The sequence below is a fragment of the Paenibacillus sp. CB74 genome (assembly GCF_055687625.1).
Window position 1 is genome coordinate 5,016,599 of the sequence record NZ_CM146009.1, and the last position, 26,172, is coordinate 5,042,770.

Annotated in this window: 19 protein-coding genes; 7 read left to right on the forward strand and 12 right to left on the reverse strand. The window is 47.9% G+C overall.

Going from position 1 to position 26,172, the window contains the following annotated elements:
* Positions 1-38: 38 nt before the first annotated feature.
* The 6 genes from ACX9NY_RS22250 to ACX9NY_RS22275 form a co-directional block, all read right to left on the reverse strand.
* Positions 39-1,643 carry a response regulator gene (locus tag ACX9NY_RS22250; RefSeq protein WP_472475103.1) on the reverse strand — a complete coding sequence of 535 codons (1,605 nt, stop codon included), beginning with the start codon at positions 1,641-1,643 and terminating at the stop codon, positions 39-41.
* On the reverse strand, positions 1,640-3,550 hold the full coding sequence (locus ACX9NY_RS22255; RefSeq protein WP_472475105.1) for a cache domain-containing sensor histidine kinase: 1,911 nt from the start codon (positions 3,548-3,550) through the stop codon (positions 1,640-1,642). Before ACX9NY_RS22255 ends, ACX9NY_RS22250 begins: the two co-directional genes overlap by 4 nt.
* A 28-nt stretch (positions 3,551-3,578) precedes the next feature.
* On the reverse strand, positions 3,579-4,427 hold the full coding sequence (locus tag ACX9NY_RS22260; RefSeq protein WP_472475107.1) for a carbohydrate ABC transporter permease: 849 nt from the start codon (positions 4,425-4,427) through the stop codon (positions 3,579-3,581).
* Positions 4,424-5,374: a carbohydrate ABC transporter permease gene (locus tag ACX9NY_RS22265; RefSeq protein WP_339239119.1), complete on the reverse strand. Its 951-nt coding sequence runs from the start codon at positions 5,372-5,374 to the stop codon at positions 4,424-4,426. Before ACX9NY_RS22265 ends, ACX9NY_RS22260 begins: the two co-directional genes overlap by 4 nt.
* A gap of 47 nt (positions 5,375-5,421) precedes the next feature.
* Positions 5,422-6,762 (reverse strand): ABC transporter substrate-binding protein, encoded by a 1,341-nt coding sequence (locus ACX9NY_RS22270; RefSeq protein ID WP_339239118.1) that lies wholly within the window; start codon positions 6,760-6,762, stop codon positions 5,422-5,424.
* A gap of 184 nt (positions 6,763-6,946) precedes the next feature.
* On the reverse strand, positions 6,947-9,190 hold the full coding sequence (locus ACX9NY_RS22275) for a glycoside hydrolase family 88/105 protein (protein ID WP_472475109.1): 2,244 nt from the start codon (positions 9,188-9,190) through the stop codon (positions 6,947-6,949).
* A gap of 374 nt (positions 9,191-9,564) precedes the next feature.
* Between ACX9NY_RS22275 and ACX9NY_RS22280 the strand changes: the two genes are divergently transcribed.
* On the forward strand, positions 9,565-10,392 hold the full coding sequence (locus tag ACX9NY_RS22280; protein WP_339239116.1) for a methyl-accepting chemotaxis protein: 828 nt from the start codon (positions 9,565-9,567) through the stop codon (positions 10,390-10,392).
* A gap of 162 nt (positions 10,393-10,554) precedes the next feature.
* Here the strand turns inward: ACX9NY_RS22280 and ACX9NY_RS22285 are convergent, their stop codons facing one another.
* Positions 10,555-11,373 (reverse strand): endonuclease/exonuclease/phosphatase family protein, encoded by an 819-nt coding sequence (locus ACX9NY_RS22285; protein WP_339258358.1) that lies wholly within the window; start codon positions 11,371-11,373, stop codon positions 10,555-10,557.
* Positions 11,374-11,653: 280 nt separating this feature from the next.
* Here ACX9NY_RS22285 and ACX9NY_RS22290 point away from each other — a divergent pair, with 280 nt between their 5' ends.
* Positions 11,654-13,432: an SWIM zinc finger family protein gene (locus tag ACX9NY_RS22290; RefSeq protein WP_472475112.1), complete on the forward strand. Its 1,779-nt coding sequence runs from the start codon at positions 11,654-11,656 to the stop codon at positions 13,430-13,432.
* The gene (locus ACX9NY_RS22295) at positions 13,429-16,458 is read left to right on the forward strand and encodes a DEAD/DEAH box helicase (RefSeq protein WP_472475114.1); all 3,030 of its coding nucleotides are present in this window, start codon (positions 13,429-13,431) and stop codon (positions 16,456-16,458) included. Before ACX9NY_RS22290 ends, ACX9NY_RS22295 begins: the two co-directional genes overlap by 4 nt.
* Before the next feature lie 138 nt (positions 16,459-16,596).
* On the opposite strand, the gene ACX9NY_RS22300 is transcribed toward ACX9NY_RS22295, so the two are convergent.
* Positions 16,597-17,061: a hypothetical protein gene (locus tag ACX9NY_RS22300; RefSeq protein WP_472475116.1), complete on the reverse strand. Its 465-nt coding sequence runs from the start codon at positions 17,059-17,061 to the stop codon at positions 16,597-16,599.
* A 384-nt stretch (positions 17,062-17,445) separates the two neighbouring features.
* Here ACX9NY_RS22300 and ACX9NY_RS22305 point away from each other — a divergent pair, with 384 nt between their 5' ends.
* Positions 17,446-18,129, forward strand: coding sequence for a type 1 glutamine amidotransferase domain-containing protein (locus ACX9NY_RS22305; RefSeq protein ID WP_339239112.1), 684 nt, complete (start codon positions 17,446-17,448; stop codon positions 18,127-18,129).
* Between the two features lie 65 nt (positions 18,130-18,194).
* Here the strand turns inward: ACX9NY_RS22305 and ACX9NY_RS22310 are convergent, their stop codons facing one another.
* The 4 genes from ACX9NY_RS22310 to ACX9NY_RS22325 form a co-directional block, all read right to left on the reverse strand.
* Positions 18,195-19,154, reverse strand: coding sequence for a 2-keto-3-deoxygluconate permease (locus ACX9NY_RS22310; RefSeq protein WP_472475118.1), 960 nt, complete (start codon positions 19,152-19,154; stop codon positions 18,195-18,197).
* A 6-nt stretch (positions 19,155-19,160) separates the two neighbouring features.
* Positions 19,161-20,618: a glycoside hydrolase family 1 protein gene (locus ACX9NY_RS22315; protein ID WP_472475120.1), complete on the reverse strand. Its 1,458-nt coding sequence runs from the start codon at positions 20,616-20,618 to the stop codon at positions 19,161-19,163.
* Positions 20,619-20,668: 50 nt separating this feature from the next.
* The gene (locus ACX9NY_RS22320) at positions 20,669-22,597 is read right to left on the reverse strand and encodes a beta-glucoside-specific PTS transporter subunit IIABC (RefSeq protein WP_472475122.1); all 1,929 of its coding nucleotides are present in this window, start codon (positions 22,595-22,597) and stop codon (positions 20,669-20,671) included.
* Between the two features lie 138 nt (positions 22,598-22,735).
* Positions 22,736-23,572 carry a PRD domain-containing protein gene (locus ACX9NY_RS22325; protein ID WP_184187108.1) on the reverse strand — a complete coding sequence of 279 codons (837 nt, stop codon included), beginning with the start codon at positions 23,570-23,572 and terminating at the stop codon, positions 22,736-22,738.
* A gap of 338 nt (positions 23,573-23,910) precedes the next feature.
* On the opposite strand from ACX9NY_RS22325, the gene ACX9NY_RS22330 reads away from it, so the two are divergent.
* Genes ACX9NY_RS22330 through ACX9NY_RS22340 form a run of 3 tightly spaced genes read left to right on the forward strand, consistent with a single transcriptional unit; the run spans position 23,911 to position 26,170 of the window.
* Positions 23,911-24,447 (forward strand): RNA polymerase sigma factor, encoded by a 537-nt coding sequence (locus ACX9NY_RS22330; RefSeq protein WP_339239107.1) that lies wholly within the window; start codon positions 23,911-23,913, stop codon positions 24,445-24,447.
* Positions 24,431-25,555: a DUF4179 domain-containing protein gene (locus ACX9NY_RS22335; RefSeq protein WP_472475124.1), complete on the forward strand. Its 1,125-nt coding sequence runs from the start codon at positions 24,431-24,433 to the stop codon at positions 25,553-25,555. The genes ACX9NY_RS22330 and ACX9NY_RS22335 overlap by 17 nt, the downstream gene beginning before the upstream one ends.
* A gap of 33 nt (positions 25,556-25,588) precedes the next feature.
* On the forward strand, positions 25,589-26,170 hold the full coding sequence (locus tag ACX9NY_RS22340; protein ID WP_472475127.1) for a VanZ family protein: 582 nt from the start codon (positions 25,589-25,591) through the stop codon (positions 26,168-26,170).
* The last annotated feature ends 2 nt before the right edge of the window (positions 26,171-26,172 follow it).

The window sequence follows — 26,172 nt, forward strand, 5'->3', positions numbered from 1 at the left end:
CGCCTCTTCACTTTGTTAAAATACTTTACCCTTATTGCTTACCCCACCTCAGACGGACTCTTGCCCGTAAGCATTTTGAATACCTGGCTGAAATACGTCGCATTACGGAACCCCGTCATCTCGCTCACCTCATATACCATGTAATGTCCCGACTGCAACAGTTCCAGCGCTCTCTGAATTCGGTACCCGTTCAAATAACTCACGAAATTCTCACCTGTCACCCTTTTGAACAGTTGACTCAGATACTTCGGGTGTACGAATAGTCCCTTGGCTATCGCTTCAAAACTAATCTCTTCAGCGTAATGAAGCTCCACATACTGTTTCACCTGCTCGATGAGTTTATTGCTTTTTTTCTCGCCCATCTCCTTGCGTATCTGTTCAAGCCAGTTGCAGATAATACGGTCCATCCAGCTTACCAGATCATGCAACGCATACTTCGATTGAATTTCACGCAAAAAATCACTCATCGCCAGCGGTGGCGTTAACATGGGATGAAGTCGGTTCCAGCTATGAATCAACGTGTCAAACAGACTGACGGCCACCACCTGTACATCCTGTATCCCAACACAGTTACCCTCTTTCAGCAAAAGGTGAATGTCCTGCCATAGCTCTTCCGCCAGATCAGGTCGAATATCCGCCCAAGCCTCATTCCATTGACGAAGCAATAATGAATAATCAGTCACTCTTGCTTCTGTATCCTCAGATGCCTCGTAGTGGTAGATACGACTTCCACCTTGAAATTCTGCTGTTTCCACTGCCTCTCTGCTCTCGAGATAAGAATCTATTGCCTCACATGGGTGACTTTTGGATCTTCCGATTCCAGCACTCACTTCAATTTTCAGATACGTAAAGATCTGATCAATCATCCGCTCTATGAGTGGCAGGCATTCCTCCAATATATCTTTATCACCTAATAGAAGTAACACAAATACCTGATCCGAATAATCAACAATCTCTACCTGACCATTCATGCGCGCTGCCTGATCCTTCACCGTCTCCTGAATAATATCAGCCGCCCCATAGCGGAGAAGCTGCCAATCTCGTTCTTTCATCCGTGTCAAAAATACGGGGCGATTCAGCTGCAGACTAATCGCGCGTGTCTGTGAGGACATATGAATGCCTATATAGTCCATGCGTTCTTTAGGCAGTTCGTCTGCCCGATATCGCGTAGTCAGCAGTTCGTGAAGAAACTGTTTGCGCAAATACGGAAGTACCCGTCCAACCTCCTGCTTATACGTCCGCTCCAGCCGCTCATGCCGCTCTCGCACATCTTGTTCCAGTAGTACCTCTCGCAGCACAGACTCAATCTCCTCAACCTCAGCCGGCTTCAGCAAAAAGTGATTCACCCCCCAGCGCATGGCTGCCCTGGCGTTCTCGAATTCGTCATATCCACTAAGAATGATAATCGGCAGGTAGGGATGATCACGTCGCAACGTCTGGGTGATCTCAAGCCCCGTCATCCCCGGTAGATAGACGTCAGTCATAACGACATCGGGATTCATACGGTGGAACAGTTCCAGCGCATCCAAGCCATTGGAAGCCGTACCTGCAATGCTGAGGCCCAGTGAAGACCAATCGATATGATCAGTTAATGCCTTTACAATATGAGGATCGTCATCAACAAGCATAATGGTCTTCATCATTTTTCACCGTCCAGCCATAGATTTAATTGCTCGTCGGTCTCAATACGCGGCAGCGTAATGGTCACTTCCACGCCACCTGAATCTCTATTGCTCAGTTGAACGCCATACCTCTTTCCACAATACAACTGAATCCGTTGATGCACATTCCGTACACCGATGCCACATGTCTCTTCGAGTTCCCATCCCTCCGGCAAACCTTGTCCATTATCCGTAATACGAATGACGATATCCTCATGCGGGCCAACCTCTTCGTGCATATACACTTGAATTCGAAGTGTACCCTCTTCAGGGTGCCCGTGCATAACAGCGTTTTCGATAAAGGGCTGCAAAATGATCTTCGGAATGTAACAACCGCGAATACGTGGATCGATCTGCTCCTGATAATGAATGGAGAACGGTAACCGCTCTGACTGTATATTAACGTAGCAACGGGCATGCTCCAACTCATCTCGAACCCGAATAAACAATCTCCCTCCACTCAGTCCAATCCGTAACAGCTTGCTAAGCTGCACAATCATGCGGCTGATATCCTTGGCTTCATAATCGAGTGCGCGCCAGTGGATCATGTCGAGGGTGTTGTATAAAAAATGGGGTTTGATCTGGGCCTCAAGCAAGCCCGTTTGGGCTTCACGCTTGGCCCGGCTCTCCTCCTTCACCTGTTCCATCAGCGTTGTGAGTTGTGAAGCCATATGATTAAAACCATAAGCCAAGTGGGCGTATTCCTCCGTAAACGAAAGGTGCACCCGGGTATCGAAGTCCCCTTTCTCCAGTTGTCTCATTCGCTTGATCAATTGTCGCAGAGGCCGGATGATCTGCCTCACGAACAGGTACGCAAGCACAGCGGAACATAACAGTCCCAGTATGGCGATACCGAGAATCTGCCAGCCCGCATGTCTGACCGGAGATAGCAGTGTGTACACCGGAATAGTCTGTACGAGGCGCCACTGGAGCATGGCTGGTCTGGAGTAGAGCACCAATTGCGCACCTCCGGATTGGCCGGAAACGACTTCATATCCGTCTGCGCCAGGCCGGACATGCTCCTGAATCCATGCACTATCTATAATAGAAGAAGATGCGTTTACGGCATCATCCATTTCTGGAGCTGTACTCACTTCATTACTCCTATTCGATCGTTCCTGTTCGTCCAATGCATCACCTTCAGCATGATCGGATTGTACATTCTCCCCTGCTGGATCAGCTTTCCCCATCTCCATTACGACATTACCCGCCGTATCTACCAACAAGACTTTTCCATCAAGCACCATGGGTACATCAGCGAACCTGCGTACGATGTCCGCTCTACTCAGTCGAATGAGCACATAGGCAACCGTTCCGCCATGACTGTCGAAAATCCGCTGGGCGTATCCGACCAGAGATTGGCCCGATTCGTTCTCACGCAGCGGTACCCAAGCCGCATCAGCCTTTTCCAGCGTAGCAAACCAAGAGTCATGTGCGATGGTGTCCACCGGAAATATGCGATCAGCCATAGTCACTGTCACTTCATTAAAGACATCCGTATACAGTTCAATGGAAGTAATGCCGTCACTCACGACCATGGTATGATCCAGGATTCGAGAGACCTCTCTCCGTTGGTGAATCTGTGCAAGCCTGCCCGTATCGGCCGTTTCAAGCAGATGGGACAGTTCCCGATTGCTTGCCAAACCATAGGCGGTTCCTGTTACCCCTGTAATGAAATCAAATCCCCGACGTGTGCTCTCGTTCAGAAGAGCCAGACGTGCTTTGCTAATCTCGGCAAATGTGACCGCGGAGAAAGACTGATATGCCAACCAGACAACAACCGAGACGAGCAACAGGTTAAACGCAATAAAGCAAGTCACCATCAACGTGGAGAGCTTGCTTTGTTGCAAATTTTGATTAATGAATGAAGACCATCTGCCTTTACCCATGGAAAAATCAACTCGTTTCGTCTTGGAATTACCCTTTGAGCCCAGAGGTCGCGATTCCTTCCACGAAGTACTTTTGACACACGATAAATACAATGAAACATGGCACCAACGACAACACCGACATGGCAAACATCGGACCCCAATCGGATTGAGAACTCGAATCAAGGAACAGACGCAGACCTAGCGGCACGGTGTATTTGCTAACGTCACTCAAGTAGATCAACTGACTGAAGAAATCGTCCCATGTCCACAAGAACGTAAAGATCATCGTGGTAACCAGTGCTGGAAACGCAAGTGGAATGATGATTTTGGTGTAAATTTTCACAGGACCGCAACCATCAATGGTAGCCGCCTCATCCAACTCTTTGGGCAATCCCCGGAAGAACTGTACCATGAGAAAAATGAAAAAGGCGTCGGTCGCGAGCCATTTTGGCACCACAAGCGGCAAATACGTATTCACCCACTCCAGGTGGTTGAAGAGAATATACTGCGGGATCAGCGTTACATGATGGGGCAGCATAATCGTCATGAGCATCAGGCCGAAACAGATGGCTTTGAAGCGAAAATTCAGTCGGGCGAAGGCATATGCCGCCATAGAGCAGGAGATGACATTGCCCAGCACGGCACCAAGCGACAGGATGACAGAGTTGGTCAGGAACCGGGAGAACGGGTTGCCCTGAATTCCAGACCAGCCATTCATGTAATTTTGCCAATTCCACTCCTGTGGCCAGAACCAGGTCTCTGTAAAGATCATATGTCCCGGTTTGAATGAACTGCCCAGCATCCAGAGGATCGGGTAGAGCATGACAAAGGCGATGCCTGAGATCAACACATGTTTGCTGACGACCCATGTTTTAGAGTTTCGTTGTCCAATCATGATTTCCCACCATCCTCATAGTGCACCCACAGCTTGCTGCTGCGGAATACGAGCAATGTAAATACGCCAATCAGGATGACCAGCACCCAGGCCATCGCGGAAGCATAGCCCATCTGAAAGAAAGAGAATCCTTTTTTGTACAGATACAGAGAGTACATTAAGGTTGAATTCACTGGTCCTCCGCTACCATTACTGATAACAAAAGCCTGTGTGAACGATTGAAAGGACGTAATCAGTTGCATCACGAGATTGAAAAAAATGACGGGTGACAGAATCGGCAACGTGATATAGAAGAATCTCCGCAGAGGACCTGCTCCATCTACCGCTGAGGCTTCATCATATTCAGGTGGAATCTGCTTCAAGCCTGCCAGGAAAATAATCATGGATGATCCAAACTGCCATACCGATAAAAGCACGATGGAGTACAGGGCATACTTCGGATTAGCAACCCAATCGGGCGCCTTAATGCCCACCATGGCAAGCACACTATTGAGCAGCCCGTCACCGCCCAGCATTTTACGCCACAGCATTGCAATCGCAACGCTGCCTCCAAGCAATGTCGGAATGTAATACACGGTCCGGTAAATACCTAGCCCTCGAATCCCTTTATTGAGCAGCATGGCTACCAGCAGGGCAAAGATCAACTTGACCGGTACCGATACAGCGACATACGTGAAGGTGACTTTGAGCGACTGGGTAAACAGTTTATCCGATGTAAACATCGTGGTGTAGTTATCCAGACCGACCCAAGAAGGGGCGGCCAGGATACTGTAATCGGTGAATGAGATGTATAACGATACCAACATTGGACCCAAGGTGAGAAATAACAATCCCACAAGCCATGGGGCGAGGAACAGAAGCGCGGCTCCATTATGCGCATATCTCCGTTTGACCCGCCGGGCAGCTACACGCTCGATTCGGGCTTGACTGACCTGTGATGTGTTCATCTTCGCAACCTCCCCGCAGTATTAGAAGTCTGAGACAGTTCCAATCGTTATTGACTTGATCCAAGTGTAGCCTTGGCTCCTTCAATAAACTGGGCAATGACATCTGGAGTATCGCCTTGACCGAAGGCAATCTGCTCGCTTGCGCTCTTGAAACTTGTGTCCACTTCAGCAAATCCTTGCGGGTATGGTGGATCGATCTCACTGGAATGCTTCGATACGGTATCGATAAATTGGAAAATGACTTGCTCCGCTTCCGGCAGCGTTGGCTGCATCTGCTCACGAATGCTAGAGTTAACCGGCACACCACGTTCAGAACCAAGAATAGCGGTTGCTTCTGGATCATTGACCATGAAATCAATGAACATGGCAACTTCCTTCGGATGTTTGGTTTTGCCATAACCAGAGAGGAACTGGCCTGGTTTCAGGTATTCGCCAATTTGCTGCTCGTTGACACCATGCGGGAGTACTTGTATCCCAAGCTTATGATCCTGGTTTTTGTTCACCTGCTGGAATGTCAGCAATTGATTGGACCATGCAAAATCCATGGCAGCTGTACCCAGTGAGATCGGGCGGGTCTCCAGTGCATTGGTTGTGGATGCCGTGATCTCCGCTGTGGTCACTCCACCATTCTCGCGCAGTGCGCCCCACATATCGAACCACTGCTGGAGCTCCTCGCTGGTAGCGGTCATTGTGCCACCGTCGAACAAACCTTTTCCGGATTGTCGGATAAATACTTCAAACATGTTGGTTGTACCGGAAATGTCTGCAGATCCATAGAACCCATCACCTTTGGCTGCGGCAATCTTGGTCGCAATATCCCCAAAATCCTTCCATGTCCAGCTCTCTTGCGGTTCTTCAATCCCTAATTCCTGAAATACGGTGGCGTCATAGATGACACCTGGTGCGTTTACTCCGAGGGTAATTGCATATAATTTATCGTCAATGGATCCGGCTGTAATCATGCTCTGATCATGATCCTCTGTTCGCAGCTCTTTGCTCTCTGCAAATGGGGTCAGATCAAGCAAGGCACCACGCCGGGCAAAGTCAGTCAAGAATGCGTAATCCATCTGGATGATATCCGGTGCATTTGAGCCGGCTACCTGTGTTGTTAATTTGTCAAAATAACCATCCCAACCGGAGTATTCAGGTTTAATGGTGATTCCCGGATGTTTCTCTTCAAATAGTTGAATGACTTTGGTCGTCAGATCATGTCTGGTCTGTGATCCCCACCAGGTCATGCGCAGTTCAATCTTGCCTGAAGAGTCTCCTTCACTTTCACTTGCTTCGCCAGAAGAAGCTGGCTTATCCGTGGCTCCTCCCGAACAGGCTGTAGCGAACAATAACAGGGACAGGCAGAACAGGGTTACCCACTTTTTCGTGATCATCATGAATGAATTTCCTCCCCTTTTCATTTCTGTGGAATCGCTTACAAAACCTATTGTATCGGTCCATTGCTGGACATGACATAAACAAAAGTAAGCTTTCCTGTCAAAAAAGTAAGGAGTTGAAAGAATCACAAACCACCGGGAATAACATTCCCGGCGGTCGTGTTCCCGTCTCAGATATGGTGTGTCAGGAATGTGAGACTGCAGGTGAAGACATCATGTGTTCGGCCAGATGTTTCTTCATTTTGGCCACCTCGGTTCCTGCCAGCATCATAATGCCTATTCCGTGATTGTCATTGGTGACGGTACGCAAGTCCTGATCGTAATACTCTGCCGTAAATGCATATCGTGATCCACTGCACACGCCATGGACATTACCTTGACGATCAATCGCTTTGCAGATGAGTCCCTTCCAGGCCCGTTCGGCGGCTGTGACGTAAACTTCAGGGTCTTTGAACCAGCCAAAGCGCACACCTCTCGCAAAACCATAGGCAAACATCGCCGTACAGGAGGCTTCTTCATACGTCTGCGGATCATTCAATACCTGATGCCACAACCCACTTTCCCCTTGAAGCGCCGCATACCCTTCACACAGATCGTTGAAAAAATTAATCAAAGCCGGGCGTTCGGGATGCTCTGTTGGCAAAGCCTCCAGTACTTCCGTCAAGGAAAACAGTGTCCAGCCATTTCCCCGTCCCCATGGAATCTGCGTGGCCTGTCCGTATTTGAAATCATACACATGGGACATGATCTTGAACTCAGGCATGAACAGATACTTCCGATACAGTGAAAATTGTCTGGCAGCTTCATCCAATGCGGCGGAGTTGCCTGTCACCCGTGCATAACGAACGAGAAACGGCGTGCTCATATATAGGTCATCTGCCCACATGGTATTCTCGGCATACTCCCCTACACAAGTGCGATAAAATGCCCCATCTTCCTGCCGTTCCAGGCGGGAGAGCATGAAATCTGCAATCCGTTCAGCAATCGGAAGAAACGTTGGTTCATGACACTCTGAATACGCTTCCAGCATGGCCGAACCAAAAGAACCGCAGTTATCCAACATTTTCAGCATGACCAATTGTTGATTGACAGCCGGGAAACCATACTGCTCCCGATCCCATAATGAGTACTCATACATCTGAGTACATGCCTGCACATGCTCAGCCGCATAACGTGTAATGTCCGGTCTCTGCAAATAACGCCCAGTCCGTAATAGACCATATACAGTGACACCCAATGGATAATCCCATCGACCATAATTGGTCACACTACCCACAGTCCATTTGTTGCTTAACATGGCGTTTTCATAATAGGGTCTGATCCAAGCATCCGGTCGATCCAAACGCCAATACGTCTGTTCTCCCCCTGTTTGGTACACTCGGTCTGTTCGGGTAAGATTCTGCACATCCGGTTCAACCTTCGACTCAAAGGGACCGACATATAACCATGACTCTCCGGAAGCACCGTGGACACGCTGTGGAAGTTCAAGTAGAAGTGGCTTACCCGAAACGGTTGCGTTCAAATTAAAATGCCACGGTCCTGCCCCATCATTGCATTCACTTCGGACAAGCAGGTCACTCCGCCCAAAAGAGGCTGCTACATCCACCTCAAACGGACCTGCTTCCTTCACTTGCGCCACAGGTTTGCCGCTAACCCATATGCTTAAAGAACCGGACGATTGACCTGACAATCGTACCTGACTCCCGGTTGAATCGGTATTGTTCAGATGCGTCCAAGCATACACATGCCGTCCAGGGAGATGCCCGTATATTCGTTCGAGAGCCGGCTTGGTTATCTCTTCATTAGACCAGCCTGTCTCAGGCAGCCACTTCAAACTGTAATCTGCTTCTTTTCCAAGCAGGTCTGGTTGCTTACTCGCAGCAAGGTTTGGTTGGGAGAACACCCAACCCGCTTGTCCCTGTCTCTCCTGAAACGGCGCAAATACGTTCAGAATACGCACTTTACCTTCATCTGAGCCAAACTGGCAACCGAAGCCAGCAGGGGTGTTTTTCATTTCCAGCCAAACGGTGTTCCAACCGGGCTTGATATCGATGCTGAGCTTCACCGTTGCATCAGGACTGATCTCATCCATTACGGTAGAGCGATAAACCAACTGCTCATTAAAATAAAAGCGAACAGGTCCATAACAGCGAACCAACACATCCAGATTCCGATCCTCATCCCCCCAGACCAGCGCAGCTGCGTAAGATATATGATCTTTGGGAGCGTCAGGAAAGCGTTTACCTAAATTCAGATCATAAAGCCCTTTCTCATTTTGCAAAATACCAGACTTCTGGAATACCCGATATACAAAATCAGCCTGCGCATTGGCCCCAATATACCTCTCGGCCAGCACTTTCAACACCTGATCCTGATCTTCTCCAAATCGGTAATACATGCTCTGCGGTTCGCTGAAATAGGTTGTCATTGATCGCACACATCCCTCTCACATTGAAATAAAATCTTATCCGAAATAAAACGTCCAACCGGGCAGCTCAGACCCATATTCTGCTGTGGCAGGATCTAGAGATATAGCGCTTAACCTTCGTAAGGAACGCCCTTGCCCTGAACGTTAATATATTCTATTTTACTCAGGCACCAATTAATAATCCCAGTATAACTGACATGTTCTATGGTGGCTACAGATTTTTGTTTACGCTTACAAATAAATTCGAAGCGCTACTTTATGTCTCGTCCGTTGAACTTATATTTGAACATTCGTTTAAAAAAACAGAAACCGTTACCGATATAGATAGTAGGTCGAAAAATTCCACTTTTTGTATCGGGAAGGAAAGATGCACATTGAATACTCTTGAATCTCTGGTAAATGCTATGCCTTTTGTTAGCCAAATGTTCCGTGACGACATATCCATATCCATTAATGATCATGAGAAAGTTTTGTATTTTTCCGAAGCAAAAAGTCTGGAGATTGGCGTGAAGGTCGGAGATGAGCTGCATGACGATTACAAAGATTTCAAAATGCTCACCAACAAGGATACGCGTACCGTGGCACGTATGCCTGGTGATCTTCAGGGCAGACCTTTTGACGCCATCCTAATTCCCATCAAGGAAAACGATCAGGTCGTGGGCATATTGGGTGTGAACTACGCACTGGATAGCCACATGACACTGGAGACGCTGATCCGTGAAAATGAAACAACCATTCATGCGCTTGTCGGTGGCATTCAGCAGATTGCGGCACATTCGGAAGAACTCTCTGCAACCTCAGAGGAGATTCTGCGCAACTCCAAAAAAGCTTCAGAGAACTCGGTTAGTGTGTCTAAAGTAACAAACGTCATTCGTGAAGTATCGGAACAAACCAATCTGCTTGGACTGAACGCCATGATCGAGGCAGCTCGTGTGGGCGATCAGGGAGCCGGATTCGGTGTGGTTGCCAGTGAAGTACGCAAACTGTCCGATCATACGAAACAAGCAGCGGCTGATATCGAAACCTCTCTCGGTAGTGTACAGGATTCCATGAAACATATGGAGCAGGAGATCGGTCAAATTACAACCGCAACAGTAGATCAAGCCAAGCTCGTTAGCGAGTTTATGGAAAGCATTGAACAGCTTAGCGAGACAAGTGAGAATCTGAAAAAGTTCGTACATCAGATGCTGGCGTTAGAATAGTAGGCCAGTTCCGCAACAAAATGAAGAACAACCATACTACATGTACATAGGAAATGCTGTTTGAATGCAACAAAGCCTCCGGCTACACTTCCCTTAACAGGAAGTCAGCGGAGGCTTTGTTTCTTTAATTGAGAGGATATCCCATTTATAGCCACATGGCTGTTAGATCTCTACAGCAACACCAAAATGGTCGGACACGACCGGCCCGTTTTTACCGTTCAAAACCACAGTGGAAGACTTGGCCTGAATGGGACGATTGGAGAAAATATAGTCGATCCGAAGATCGCGTTTGTTATCTGCCCAGCCGGCAATGGCCTTCACCACGGTTGCTCCTTCATCCTTTTGCAATGCTGTGGTGTACAGGTCGTTCCAGCCTTTGCTCATCATATAGTCATAGCCTTCTCCACGCACTTCCGCGACATTGTTGAAATCACCCATAATATATAACGGCTGATCCATGTAGGGGGCAAGCTTGCTCTCTGTCAACTCCCACTGTCCCTTGAACGGTTCCTGCGCATCATCCCACCAGTTGTAGTGTCCGTTCACAAACCAGGTTGCTTCACCTTGGACGACCGTCTGGATTCCCACAATCTTGCGAGTCCGGTAATTGTTATAATCCCGCATGTGGGACACGTATTCTCCAAAAGCCTGCGTGATCGGCGTCCGGCTAAGGATCGCCAGTCCTTCATCGTATTTTTGGAACCCGACATGTGCGGGAATCCATGTCCAGTAATATTGCTCTGTCAGCTGCTGAAGCAGGACGTAGGCGTAGTTGTCTTTTTTAATCACAGCATCCGATTCAGTCGCATAATACCTCTTCAGTTCTTCTTCAGAAAGCGCCGCTTCCTGCATGGACTGGTTAACCTCCTGCATGGAGATTACATCAAATTGATGTGTATTTATAAAATCAGCCAGCTGACTGATCTTGTTCAGTTGATCCTCTTCCGCCCAAGCGTGTGTGTTTAACGTCAGTATTTTCATATGCTCTCTCCTGTTGTTTGTAATATGACCGTTTCCCCGGCCTGCATCGTTCCTGAAAGGAATACATACGATAAGCATACACAATATGAGGCAATCATGCATGCCACTCGCTCACGGCACCTGCGTATTCATCCAAATTCATGTTTGTCCAAAAAGAACTTCATATTCTTATAACCCATGCACGGATTGGCTCATAACTGATATGATGGATACAACGATTTTACAACATCACGTCATCGACGTGGTGATTACTGAACCTATGTTTACCCCAGGAGATGGAATGATGAACATACCGAATAACATGAGGATGGATGATGCGCAGTGGCAACAGTTGATCAGGCAGGTTGCAGAGCATTTTAATAACCTGACGATCATGCGCGGATTCCAATATTATAAACAGAAACGTGTCGGACCATTAACCTATTCCGAACAACAAGGGATCTCGGCCGTTGTACAAGGATCGGAAGAATATGAGGTCACCCTGAGCATGCAATCCCTGTCTACCAGTCATTGTACCTGCCCGGTGAGTTCCGTATGCAAACATATGACGGCAGTCTTGATGAGTTATGCCGAGCAACTGGAGCGACCTGTACATGCGATTGTGAATGCACACTCCAGTACTGCGCTTAAACAAACGACCAAACCCGTCGGGGCCATGTCCGCAGGACGATCCAGCTACGCCGAAGCTGATGAACAACAGGATATGGACATTCAGGACAACCAATACAGTCAGATCAAGGAGCGTGCAACAGAGCTTGCCGATCTCGAAATCTCGGAATGGCATGAGCTATTCCACTCCTGTCTGAGACGGCTGGGTACCGGCACAGCAAGCACATCCTACGTGCAGGAAGCAACGGACGAGTTATATGCCATTAAGCCAAGGCTGACCGCTGCGATGGACCAACTTTTTGAACTACATGTGCAGCTGCACCTCATACGATTCTGCGTACCGCCGGCTCGTAACTCAATTACGCATACCCCCGTGTACATGAGCTACCCTGCCCAGCTCGCGGTTGATGCACTTTTGAAAGACATTGAACGGATCTTTAGCCATCCGCTAGACTTGTCCGGTCTAAAGGGAAACAAGCTTGAGCAACTTTGGAACAGATTGTCTGAAACCTCAGCTTATTTACGTAAACAGATGATGCCTGAGACAGCCAGCATGATGTTCTTCACTCCGATCTATCGACAACTGTGGTTGAACTGGATCGTACCTGAGCTTCAAGGGTCGCGGGACATGTTAGTGTCGGAACAGACCATCTTAAATGATATAGAGCGCAATCTAACAGCGACTTCAGCACCTTCCCAGTCAGGTGGGAGTGTCTTGGGCAGCGCTCAGAGTAATGGAAGTAGTGGTGATAGACCAAGCAAAGCCGTATCCCTGCCTTTACCACTCGTACTCGCGCAGAGCTGGATGTATTTCCATGTAGGGCAAGACGATCAGGCATGGCAGCGACTCATCCATGGAAGCTCGGCCTATGGTATCCCGCCAGAACATCTGTTGCATTTTCTCCACGTGCTCACAGATGCAGCTGAATGGAAGCGGCTCGGAGATTGGTTGGTACAACTTGGTCCCCTGCTGGCGAATCGGCGTAACACGCCTTTGAATGATTACATGCATCTGTGGGACACGGCCATTCAACATCTGCCGGATACAGAGAACCGCATGTGGGACACACTTGTCAGCATGCTCCCCCACTCTCGCCCAGCCTATGAGGATGCCATGCATTCTCGTGGTCAGTGGCGCAGGTGGATTGATTTTCAGCTAAGTACAGGGACGGAGCCTCTCGAATTCCGCGTAGCGGTGCTGCAACCGATTGAAAAAGATGCACCTGAACTGCTGCTCCCCTTCTATCATCAGGCGGTGGAGCGTTATATCGGACATAAGAACAGGGACGGATACAAGGCCGCGGTGAAGCTGCTGAAACGCCTGTCCAAAATCTATAAAAAGTTGAAGCAAGAAGCGCACTGGGAGCAGTTCATCACCACACTCGCCGTTCGTAACAGTCGGCTGCGTGCCCTGCAGGAAGAGCTTCGGAAAGGTAAACTGATCTCATGAGCTTAATTCATCCATACACTGAAACGATTGAGGTTCACGTCGCTTTAACCGGATATGGCGATGCTTTGTTTTACGGAGCACTCAACACACACCACTTTGTATCGGGACAGTCGCTTAAGCAGCGATTGTTCGCTTGGCATGCGCCTTCCTTCTACGGCACCGAACTGGAAGTTCGGCAGATCGAGGAAATTGAGCTGGTTGTTCTGCCTGCAGAAGAAGTCATTCCCTTCTTTGCCGAGATGCACACGCTGCTTCATATTGAATGGAAGTGGGATGAGCAAGCGGAACATCTGATTCGACTGGCTCCGGCATTCGCAGCATCTGTCGAGAAACGCAAATACGTACCCAGCTTTGAAGCCTATCGCGCAGGACAACTTCAGTGGACCTGGGACCCGGACAGCTTGAAAAAGCAGGAGCGGGCATCGCTTACCAAAGCGATTCAACAGACGGACGAGAGCTACGCGGAAGGGCTCGGGGCGGCTTACTCTGCCTTCGTATTCCAACGCTGGTACAGTTCCGAGGAAGCTGCGACCGATCTGCGGAGTGAATTCCCGCAGTTGTTCCCAGAGCGCGGTACTCTACCCAAGACTGCCGGAATGGACGCTCAGTCCTGGCTTGTATCCATTGGCTGGAAAGCGGATGCCGCACCATTCAGACCTATGCTGCAATTGCAGGAGCCGGACGAGGATGAGCCAGCTTGGCGGCTGCGACTGGTGTTGCAGAACAAGCTGGATGCCGCCATCTTGGTGCCCGTCATGCTGGATTCACGCGGCAGACTTGAAGGTGAATGGCCAGAGGTATGGACACCGTTCATTCTGGATCGCTCCGCCGGATGGCTGGATCAGCTTCGCGCACATCTGCCGCGTCTTGCAAGCTCTATTAGCGGCAGACGGGATGTGCTGAGTGATCCTTTGGAAGATCAGGAAGCCTGGCAGTTCCTTACACAGGATAGCGGCAGGTTGCTGGCAGCAGGCTGGCAAGTCTTGCTCCCGGGTTGGTGGGAAGCAGCCCGGAAGAAGAAGCCTAAGCTGCGCGCCAAGGTGAAGCCAGAGGAAGGCAGTGAGCGGGGACAGTCCTTCTTCGGACTGGACTCAATTATTCATTTTGACTGGCGCATTGCGATTGGTGATACGGATCTCAGCGAAGATGAGTTCGCCGATCTTGTGGCCCGTAATGAACGATTGGTTCGCTTCCGTGGAGAATGGGTTCCTCTCGACCCCGACCTGCTGGAACAGATACGTCGTGCCATGGGCGGTGTAGATCGGGAACAAGGACTCTCATTTCAGGATATTCTGCACCTGCATCTGCTGCACAATGAACAGCGGGAATATCGCAACCAGAAATGGAAGGAAGGACAACAAGCCGAGGAAGAGCAGCAACCACAGGATGATCAGAACATTCGGCTGGAAGTAGAACTGAATGAGCACCTGAATCGGGTCATTGCACAACTGGGAGGCGGACAAGGCGGTGCGCCTTCCCTGCCCATTCCTACAGGGCTTCATGCCGAGCTGCGATCGTATCAGAAGGAAGGTTTTGCATGGCTTGGTTTCCTGCGCAGATTCGGCCTTGGGGCATGTCTTGCCGATGATATGGGTCTCGGGAAAACAATACAGTTCATTACGTATCTATTACACATCAAAGAACATGAACCACGTAAGCCGGGACAGGCTCCGGCACTTCTGATCTGTCCAACTTCTGTATTGGGCAACTGGCAAAAGGAGATTAGCCGCTTCGCACCCTCCATTCATGTCAGCCTGCATTACGGAGCACGCCGATTAAGCGGGGAAGAATTCCGGGAGCAAACGGAACAAGTGGACATTATCATCACGTCCTTTGCTACGGCTACACTCGATCAGGAAATGTTGCAGACATATACGTGGTCATGCATCTGCCTCGATGAAGCGCAGAATATCAAAAACGCCCAGACCAAACAGTCCCTGGCCGTCCGCAGCTTCCCGGCAAAACACCGCATTGCCATGACAGGCACACCAATCGAGAATCGGTTGTCCGAGCTGTGGTCAATCTATGATTTTACGAATCCAGGATATCTGGGCAGTGCCCGAGCATTCCAGACTCGCTTTATCAGTGCCATCGAGAAAGACAAGGATGAGCAGCGGATGCAAGATCTTCAACAGCTCGTGAAACCGTTCATGCTGCGCCGCAAGAAAAAAGATCCGAATATCCAGCTTGATCTGCCAGACAAAAACGAGATGAAGACATACATTCACCTTACGGGTGAGCAGAGTGCATTATATGACCAGTCCGTGCAAGCCCTGATGGATAAAATGAAAGAGCTGGAAGGTATCAAACGCAAAGGTGCGATTCTGTCGGCACTAACTCAGCTTAAACAATTGTGTGACCACCCTCTGCTGCTGACAAAAGAAGCTTTGCCGGAGGAACTGCCCGAGGACGGCACATTAACATCTTCTTATGATGTGTACAGCCCGCAGGATATGGCGATGCTGATCAGCCGTTCCGCGAAGCTGGAACGACTGATGGAGCTTGTCCGTGAATTGCGGGATGAGGGCGAGCGATGCCTGATCTTCACCCAATACATCGGTATGGGACAGATGCTGCAACAGGTACTGCGTCAGGAGTTGCAGGAACCTGTGCTGTATCTGCACGGGGGCACCTCTAAGACGGCAAGGGACCGCATGATTGAGGAATTCCAATCCCGAACACTGCCTGAGGACAAGCAGCCGTCCGTCTTCATTCTGTCCATCAAGGCAGGCGGCGTGGGATTGAATCTGACCGCAGCCAATCATGTCTTCCACTTTGACCGCTGGTGGAACCCTGCTGTGGAGAATCAAGCCACCGACCGGGCTTATCGGATGGGTCAGACCAAAGATGTACAGGTGCATAAGTTCATCTCTCTCGGTACATTGGAGGAGCGGATCGACGAGATGTTGGAGAGCAAACAACAACTTAGCGATAACATCATCACAAGCTCCGAGAACTGGATTACGGAACTGTCGACGGACGAGCTGAAGGATCTGTTCACTCGGCGTCGTGACTGGTCGGGGTAACCTGGCAGAAGATTTATAGTACAGGCCAAACCCGGATTTCAGAGAGATAAAACAAATAAAAAACACAAAAAGAGCGAAGTTTCGGAATTAAAATTCCGGCTCCGCTCTTTTTGTATTGTTGCAGTTAATCATCCGTTCTTAACGCATGTTACCGATGATGGATGATCTTGAATCCTGCATTTTTTTGATAAAGTTTGTCATTACGTCAAATGCTTCATTACGCTTGTTGGACAGGGACTGCAGACGAAGCATGTCCATCTGTTGGGAATTGCTTGCAGCATCAATTTGGCCCTTCAGCTTCTGAATAGCTGCTTCATCCCCGTTTTGTTGAGCTATCGACAATTGTGCATTCAAATCTGCAATATAATTGTTACGGTTCTGTACTTCCTGAATTTGTGTCTGCAATTGGGCATCCAATAATTTGGTGCGTTCTTGTTGAACCAACATCAAAGCAGTTTCGATATCCATACTTTGAATATTAGCCATAGAAATACTAGAGATATTCGAATTAGAGATTGTGCTTGCCGAGGCTGAAGACACGATTGACACAGCTGCAATAGCAGCAACCATCGTTGAAGTGACGAATTTTCCTGTACGTTTCATTGTTCAATTTCCCCCGATTAGATATGTAATATGTACCATTATAATGTAGTTTCTTTCGACATCTTATATCAAAAGACCTAGATGTACAATCAAATTAACATCAAATTTGAATTAATTTTGATAACCCTTACACATGCCTACCTCCGCTTACAAATTGAGTAAATTAAAAAGAACATTATAAGTAAACGTGCATTCTTGAGAGCATATTAACTACGACTAGATTGTTCTTTACGCCTACGCTTGAAAGTAACAATGGAGATCGAAGATACGTCCATGATTTTACTTTAGAACATGGTTATGTTATGTTTAATAATATATTTTACACAATTTAATTTTGTGATATTTAATATAAATGATGTTATACACTTTACGGGAGGTTTTTATATGAAAAAGATACTGGTTGTACTAACAAACGTAGATAAATACGCAACGAAGGACGAACCTACCGGCTTGTGGCTGAGCGAAGCAACTCACTTTATTGAAGAGTTTGACCATAATGACAATGTTCAGATCGATCTGGTTAGCCCTAAAGGGGGTAACGTACCTCTTGATCCGAAAAGTCTCGGTGACTCCCTGGATGAGAGCACCAAAGCCTATTTCGAGAACGAAACATTCATGAACCAATTGAAGAACACGTTGAAACCTGGCGAAGTGAATGCAAGTGATTATGATGCGATCTACTTCACAGGGGGTCACGGTACAATGTGGGATTTCCCGGACAATGCGGAACTTCAAGAGCTTTCTCGTGAAATCTATGAAAAAGGTGGCGTTGTATCCGGTGTGTGCCACGGGGTTACAGCCCTGCTGAACGTGAAGTTGTCCAACGGCCTACTCTTGATCAAAGACAAAACCGTCTCCGGCTTCACGAATGAAGAGGAAGCATTGGCACAACAAACCGAATATGTTCCTTTCCTGCTGGAAGATGCTTTGAGAGAACGTGCCGCACAGTACGATAAAGCTGCTGCCTTCAGCTCTTATGTCACAACAGATGGCCGCGTGGTCACAGGACAGAATCCGCAATCCAGCAAAGCGGTAGCTGAAAGTGTTAAACAACTGCTGGGTCTGTAAAATATAGATGCCAAAGCAAAAACAGCATGTGATCCGTCATGACCTGACAGAACACATGCTGTTTTTTAATGATTTGCTTTTGTCGAAGCTTCCGTCGCTGTTCCTCTAGCCAGTCGCTTCACGATATAAGGTACGGTCACCGATGTCAGGATCACGGCAAACGCAATCTGAGCGATGGCTGTGTCCACATAAGGCGCATACGCCGGATTGAATTCTGCCGCCATCGATGGCACGACCATGGACAACCCAGCAACCGAACATGTCGCAGCCGCTGCGTAACCTGGCCGTCTTAATAACGCACGATCGATTCCAATGAGCGGCAGCATGCAGATCAGCAAAAATAACACCGTGACCAGCAAACCGGATAGACTGGATTGAAATGCAATGCGCAGATCAATATTGGACCCAAAGCTTGTGCCCAGGAAAGGCAGCAGAATCAGTGTTCCCGGAGCGAACATCTTCTGTATATTACTGTCCAGATTGCCAAGCAATATGCCGATGAAGAAAGGCACCAGGGTAGCAAGGACACTGAGGTAATCGATACCGACACCGCTTGCCGAATTCAATATCATGACCGGAATAACCGGAACGGCAATCAGGTTCAGAATACCAAACGCAGCACGATCCACATCATCCCCGTACGTATTCATCAAGGCCAGATATAATCCCGGATTACAACTGGTCAGAACAGCAATGAAAGCTACCGCAGACACGCCTCCAACCCCACTAATGCCAAAAAAGTGTACAAACGCCCAGCCGAACAGACAGCTGATAAGAATACGTGAAATACAAAGTACCCCTGCTCTTTTCAAGGTCACCAGAAGCTGTGACAGATTGAGCTGTGTTCCGGACACGAGCAAAATCATGCCAATCAGCACCATGGTACCTTTCGATGTGAATAGTGCTGTCGTTGGATCTCCGATCTGAAACAACGATGGAAACACCGTGTTGACGACCGCGGCGGCAAGCATGGGAACAATCAGCAAGCCGCCGGGAATTTTTTTGATTCGGCCCAGAATATTCATGACCTGTTACAGTTCTGCTCCGTTGGTACGGATCACATTCTGATACCAGAAGAACGAATCTTTCCGATATCTTTGCAGCGTACCATTGCCATAGTCATCCTGATCCACGTAGATAAATCCGTACCGTTTGCTCATCTCGGAAGTCCCTGAACTGATCATGTCGATCGGCCCCCACATGGTGTAACCCAACACTTCGACCCCATCCGCAATGGCGAGTCCCATCTGTTCAATATGTTTGCTCAGGAAATCAATCCGATAGGGATCGTTGATCGTTCCGTCCTCATTCAGCTTGTCGTAGAAGCCTGAACTGTTCTCCAGAATGAAGACCGGTTTTTGATACCGATCATAGACGAGATTCAGCGTATACCGCAGGCCAATGGGATCAATCTGCCAACCCCACTCGTTTGCAGGCAAATGCGGGTTTTTGTAGACACTGTGTACGTTCCCGGCTGTTAATTCAAGTTGTTCGGTATCACTACTGGATATCATGGAGTTGTAATACGACATCCCCACGAAGTCAGCTGTATGTGCGCGAATATTATCCAGATCACCGTCCTCGATGTTCAACTGGATCTGCTTATTTTTGAAATACGTTTTACTATAATAAGGATACTCGCCTTTATTGAGCACATCCAGATAGAATTGATTTTTCATCTGATCATCCTGCTGCATCTGAAGTGCATCCTCCGGCTTGCATGTGTACGGATACGTTGTAAAATAAGCCACCATACTTCCGATCTGGTTATTCGGATCAATCTCATGAGCCATCTTGGTTGCTCTGGACGCTGCTACAAATTGATGGTGCAGCCCTTGGAACAGCATTTCCTCATAATTCGGCGCATCATAATCAATGATTCCCAGCGTCTTGGCCGATGCCTTCACGCTCATGTTGATCTCGTTGAACGTCACCCAATATTTCACTTTGCCCTTGTAGCGCTTGAACAGCACATCACAATAGTTTACATACAGATCAATCAACTTGCGGTTGTACCATCCTCCGAACTTGTCCATCAGTACAATCGGTGTATCAAAGTGGCTGATGGTAATCAGGGGCTCCATGCCCTGTTTTAGACATTCATCAATAACCTGATCATAGAACTCCAGTGCCTTTTCATTCGGAGCAGCATCGTCGCCACCTGGAAATACTCTGGCCCATGAAATGGAATAACGGAATACTTTGAAGCCCATCTCGGCGAATAATGCGATATCCTCACGAAAGTTATGATAAAAATCGATCCCCCGACGCTTTGGATATTTAACCGTATCCGGGTCGTTCCGGGCCTCTTCAATCATCTCCCAATTCACCCTGATCTGCTTGGTCACCTTGCGGTCGTTCTTCTCATTAAACTTCATCACTTCTGGAATGGTTAGGCTCTTGCCATCAACATTATAAGCACCTTCAGCCTGACAGGCAGAAAGCGCTCCGCCCCACAAAAAATCTTTTGGAAAATTAGAATGAGTCATTTTAGTTTCCTCCTGTTATTACGTGTTGTTTAAATGGTTTATTTAACGTTCTAGGGGATTAGCTTGATCAGCGCCTCACTCTCCCGGATCGGGCCGCTGGTCGCTGTAGTCAGCACGTCCCCATACTGTTGCATGTTGGTCACCACAATGGATGTAATGGTGTTATAACCTGCTGTCGTAATGCCCTCTGGATCAAACTCCACCAATAAATCGCCAGCCTTGATGGTCTGTCCCTGTTCGATATGGGCGGTAAAATATTTGCCTTTGAGGCTGACGGTGTCTACCCCGATATGAATGAGGATCTCGACACCATTCGCCGCCTTCAATCCGATGGCATGTTTGGTACGATAAAGGGCCTCGACTACTCCGTCAAATGGAGCATATACCTTGCCATCTGTCGGAACAATCGCAATACCTTTACCCATTAACTCTTGGGCAAATGCCTGATCTTCCACTTCAGAGATCGGTTTGATCTCCCCTGTCATCGGACTAACGATAAGCATGTCAGCAGATGTGGATGTCTGTGTTGATGCGGATGCTGGATTTACCTCTGTGGCAATGACTGCTTGATTGCTATTCAACTTATCCGTAGCTTGTTGCTTCGATTTACCCCCATCTGTATCTTCCTTGATGCCTGCCATCAGCGTGAAGACAAAACCGAGTACAACGGCGGCAATACAACCAATAACAACATACATGTAACGATCAGATGAATACGTACCAATTGCCAATAAACCTGGAAGTGAAATAGCATTCGCTGTGGTATGCACCAAGCTGTAGAATCCACCGACTAATCCACCTGCAAGACAACCTGCGAAAAAAGGACGTTTATATTTGAGTGTTACTCCATAGATCGCCGGCTCGGTGATTCCGAACAACGCGGTGAATCCACTCGAAGCAGCCGCTGATTTCATCGTTTTACTCTTCGTCAGTACAAACACACCGAAGGCTGCTCCAGCCTGAGCCAAATTCGCTGCCAGTGCCGTTGGTAACAGCACGGTTGCACCCAGTGTAGCCACTTGTTGAACCTGAATAGGCATGATGGCATAGTGCATACCGAACATGACCATAATCGGTTTGAAAAATCCAAGAATCGCACCAGCAAGGACACCTGCGGTTGAGAACAATGAATTAATGCCATTGGTCAACCAGTCACCGATATATGAACCTACTGGACCAAGCACGATTAGTTCCACTGGAATCATAATGAACAAAACAATCATTGGGGTAAGCAGGACCTGTAGAAACTTGGGAATCACTCGATTGACGATTGGATACACATAACTCATAATCCATACCGCCAAAATGATTGGAATGACGGAAGAGGAATATTTCATCAACAGAATCGGCAAGCCGAGAAAATCAATACGGTTTACACCCGTCTCAGCAATCTGAGCCGCAGCGTTCAAAATGGTTGGATGCATGAGTCCCGCAGCGAGAGCTACCGCCAAATAGGGATTCGTTTTGAAACGGTTTGCTGCACTAACTGCCAGGAAGAATGGCATGAAGTAGAAAATACAGTCCCCGATCATGTTAATGATCGTTAGGAATCCAGAGCCTTCCAAGTAACCCATGGCAGTTATAACGGTGGCTAAACATTTGATCATCCCGCAACCAACGAGTGCTGGCAGAACAGGCGTGAAGATACCTGCAATGGTTTCAAGCACGACATTGACGGGGTTACGTCTCTTTTTCGGTCCACTATCTGCAGACTCCATAAGTTCGCCAATATGGTCAGAGGTAAGATTTTTCATTTCACTGTAGACTGCATCTACCCTGGCACCGATGACAACCTGAATCTGCCCCCCGGAATTCTGTGCCTTAAGCACGCCTTCGAGCTGATCCAGCGCCTTGAGGTCTGCTTTGTGATCATCCTTCAGTACAAATCTCAAACGGGTTGCACAGTGTGTCAGACCCGATATATTTTGCTCGCCGCCAACGAGATCAAGTACGTTTTTAGCCAATTCTTTGTTGTTCATGACTCTTCTCCTCTACATCAATAAATTGGATATATAAAAAATGACCAAGCCGGGGAATCGTCATTCCCTACGCTTGGTCATGCCTGATCGAATCAGTAACAGTCCAATATGGATTATTCGGTTAGTTCCTTCACTAGTTCATTCCGTTGGTTCATTTGAGATCAATCGTTGAATATGCAAGATCAAATATAATTTTTCATCATCCGAACAGGTCCAGCCATAATTATTTTTCAGGAAATCCGCAATCTTCTCCACACAAGCGAGTTCTTTCGGAAACTTCTCCTTCACCATCAGGAAAAGCGATTCATTCTCGTCTTTGAGCGATTTACCGCTCATCTGCCTCAGAATGAAATACCGAATATGTGTGGCAAAGCGCATGAAATGGATGGAATCCTCTTGAAAGTCAATTTTGAGCGCATACTTGATCACGGACAGGATCTCGCCCGTAACTGTGGTTACCTTGGTGGTATCACTCATCTCTCCAGAGCCCACCTGTGCATTGACAAAGTGCAGAGCAATCAGTGTTGTTTCGGCTGTCGGCAGAGCGATATCCGTTTTTTCCTGAATCAGCTTCAGCGCAGCCTCTCCCACCCGGGTCTCGTCCGGATAGAGTGTCCGCACTTCCCATTCCAGTGGGTTTTTGATACGTATGCCTTCTTTGGTTCGGGTTAATGCAAAACTGATATGGTCAGACAGGGTGAGAAGCAGATTCGGGTTAAATGTTTTATTCAGGATCTGACTGCCCAGCTTGATGACTTCCTCCGCGAGATAAATATCCTCAATTGGAATACTGTTCAGCAGATCATACATCCGAATGTTCTTCGGAGCTACGAATATTTTTTCCACCAAGTCCGTCTCCGTCAGCTCATAAGGCGTTTTCAGAAATCCTACACCCTTACCTACAACAAATACCTCTTCGTTATGTTCATTAATAGCAATGGCCACGTTATTGTTTACTTTCTTGATAACCTTCAATGTTCTCACCCCCCAACAAAAATAAAAAAAGACCGAAAGCGATTACAGTTAAGCAATCGAATTCGGTCATGCCTGGTTTCCCCAGTAACAGTCCGTGTTATGAATATAAGTTTATTATAGTGCTGTTTTTGAAAAAGTCAATCATGCAATCTTAGGGAAAAATCAACCTTTCTTAGCATTGAAGGGATCGTAGAGAACCGATACGTCATATATAACAACGCTCTTTTTTAAAAATTATAAAAAGAAAATGTGACCATATGCCCCGCCCGCCAGTCTAATTCATATCAAAACCAGCCAAGTGCTTACTTCATTCCTCCAATACGAAAGGAGCTGTTACCATGGATTCAACCGATCTCGTTAACCAAGCCATCCAAGGAGATCGTGAAGCCTTTATCCGGCTTATTCGAGACATTGAGAACGCTTTGTACAATACAGCAAAATCCATGCTGCGAAAAGAGGAGGACGTGGCCGATGCCATTCAGGAGACCATTCTGAACGCATATAAATCGGTGCCCACGCTCCGGGAACCCCGGTATTTCAAAACCTGGCTGTTTCGGATCCTCATCAATGAATGCAACACGATCCTGTCCCGCCGCTCTCTATCCACCGCTTATGCGGAGGTACCTTCAGAAAAGCGGGAGCATTCTAGTCCCTACGATGAGGTCGATATGCGAGAAGCAGTAGACCGACTGGAGGAATCGAAACGAATTGTAGTCGTTTTGCATTATTTTGAGGACCTATCCCTGCGTCAAGTCGCCGATGCGCTGAATATTTCCGAAAGTGCAGTGAAAATGAGACTTACTCGGGCAAGGCAGGAGTTATATCAGAAATTCAAAAATTTTCGGGAGGTAAACTTACATGTCAAACCCGTTTAATATCGATCAGGAATTAAAGAACCACGCGAAGGAGCGTCCTCTGATGTCTGAACTTGTGCGTAACCGGATTGATGCCACACTGGACTCTCTGCCGGCTTCCCCAAACACATTAAAAACCGAACAAAATTTGCGCTCCAGTCGCCGGAACAAGCGATGGAACAAGGCGGCAGCTGCGACGATCGCAGCCGGAGTATTGGGCGTGACCGTATTTGCATCCGGCTTTGTGTCACCGGCCATGGCCGCCTCCTTGCGTAACATCCCACTTGTAGGAAGCCTCTTCAGCTCAATCGAAGCCGATATGGGTCTAAGAACAGCGGGCAACGACGGCTTGACTACCCCTGTTAATAGCAAGGTCGCTTACCAGGATGTGAAGCTGGAAGTCCTTGAAACAGTTTATGATGGTACCCGTGCTGCATTCCTGGTTCATTTCACTGCACCGAATCTGAATCAGGGTGAATATGACAATGGCAAGGACATTGTGAAACTGAGCAGTGGTATTGAGAATGTCTTTTTCAAAGTCGACGGGTCCCTCTCGGATAGCGGTATGTTCTATAGTTCGGTAGGAGAAACGCAGCCGAATACACTGCTCTTTGAGCAGGTCATTTCCTCCGATCAGGGAACGGCACAATTGCCGGATCAGTTCGAGGCGAAGGTTCAATTGACGTTGCAAGGCATCGATCATGAGTTCGAGTTGACGGTTCCTTTTGCCAAATCAACAGAAAACGTTCATCAGGTTCTGCCTAACACAGCCATGACCAACGATGTGTATACAGCCGCTGTTACGGAAGCGGAGGTTACCCCTGTCACCACCCGCTTAACTACCGTGATTGGGTTGAACGATAAGAGTACACTTACGGCAAAAGAGGAAGAACAGCTGCGTCACATCGGATTCGCCGTCTATGATGATCAGGGGCGGCAGCTAACCGCTCTCAGCGGCGAAGGTCTATACGAGGGGAACCAACTGAAATCGGAACGCATATATGCCACAACTGCCAAGGATGTAAAATATCTGATAGTGAAACCTTTCAAGATCAAGGATGATTTTACGGAAGAGGTTAAAGACACTCAATTCATCAAGGGAATGGAAATGAAGATTCAGCTTCAATAGCCTGATCTCATTTCCTGGTGAAGGAGCCATCGCATGTCCATCCAATATTCAATCTCATCTCCCATCGTACTTGGTCCATTATTCGTTCTGGTCCTGCTCGCCCTGATGCTCCATGCCAGGGTGAGCAAAACCAGATATACGGTCAGACAATATGTGTCGATGCTCACATTTGCCATATATATGTTGAGCGTTATGTACTTTGTATTTTTCCCTATCGACGTGAACATCGGAATCTATGCCAATCAGACCCCATGGTATCAAAGCATTCAATGGATTCCGCTTCTGACCGCGGATGCACCAAGCTTTCTCCTAAACATTGTGCTGTTTATGCCACTGGGAATCATGCTTCCTTTCATCAAGCCTTGGATTCATTCGTTGCAAACAGCAGCATTAGCGGGATTGGCTTTAAGTATCCTTATTGAAATAACACAGTTGCTGCTCCGAGTAACCTTGGGCAACGGTCGCAGTACCGATCTGAACGATATAATAGCCAATACAACGGGAAGTGTACTTGGTTTTGTCATCCTGAATCTGTTCACAAAAAGTTCCATCGGACAGCGCCTGCTGGCCCTATGGGAGACACCACGGGGAGCATCATCCAAAGATATGCAGTAAAA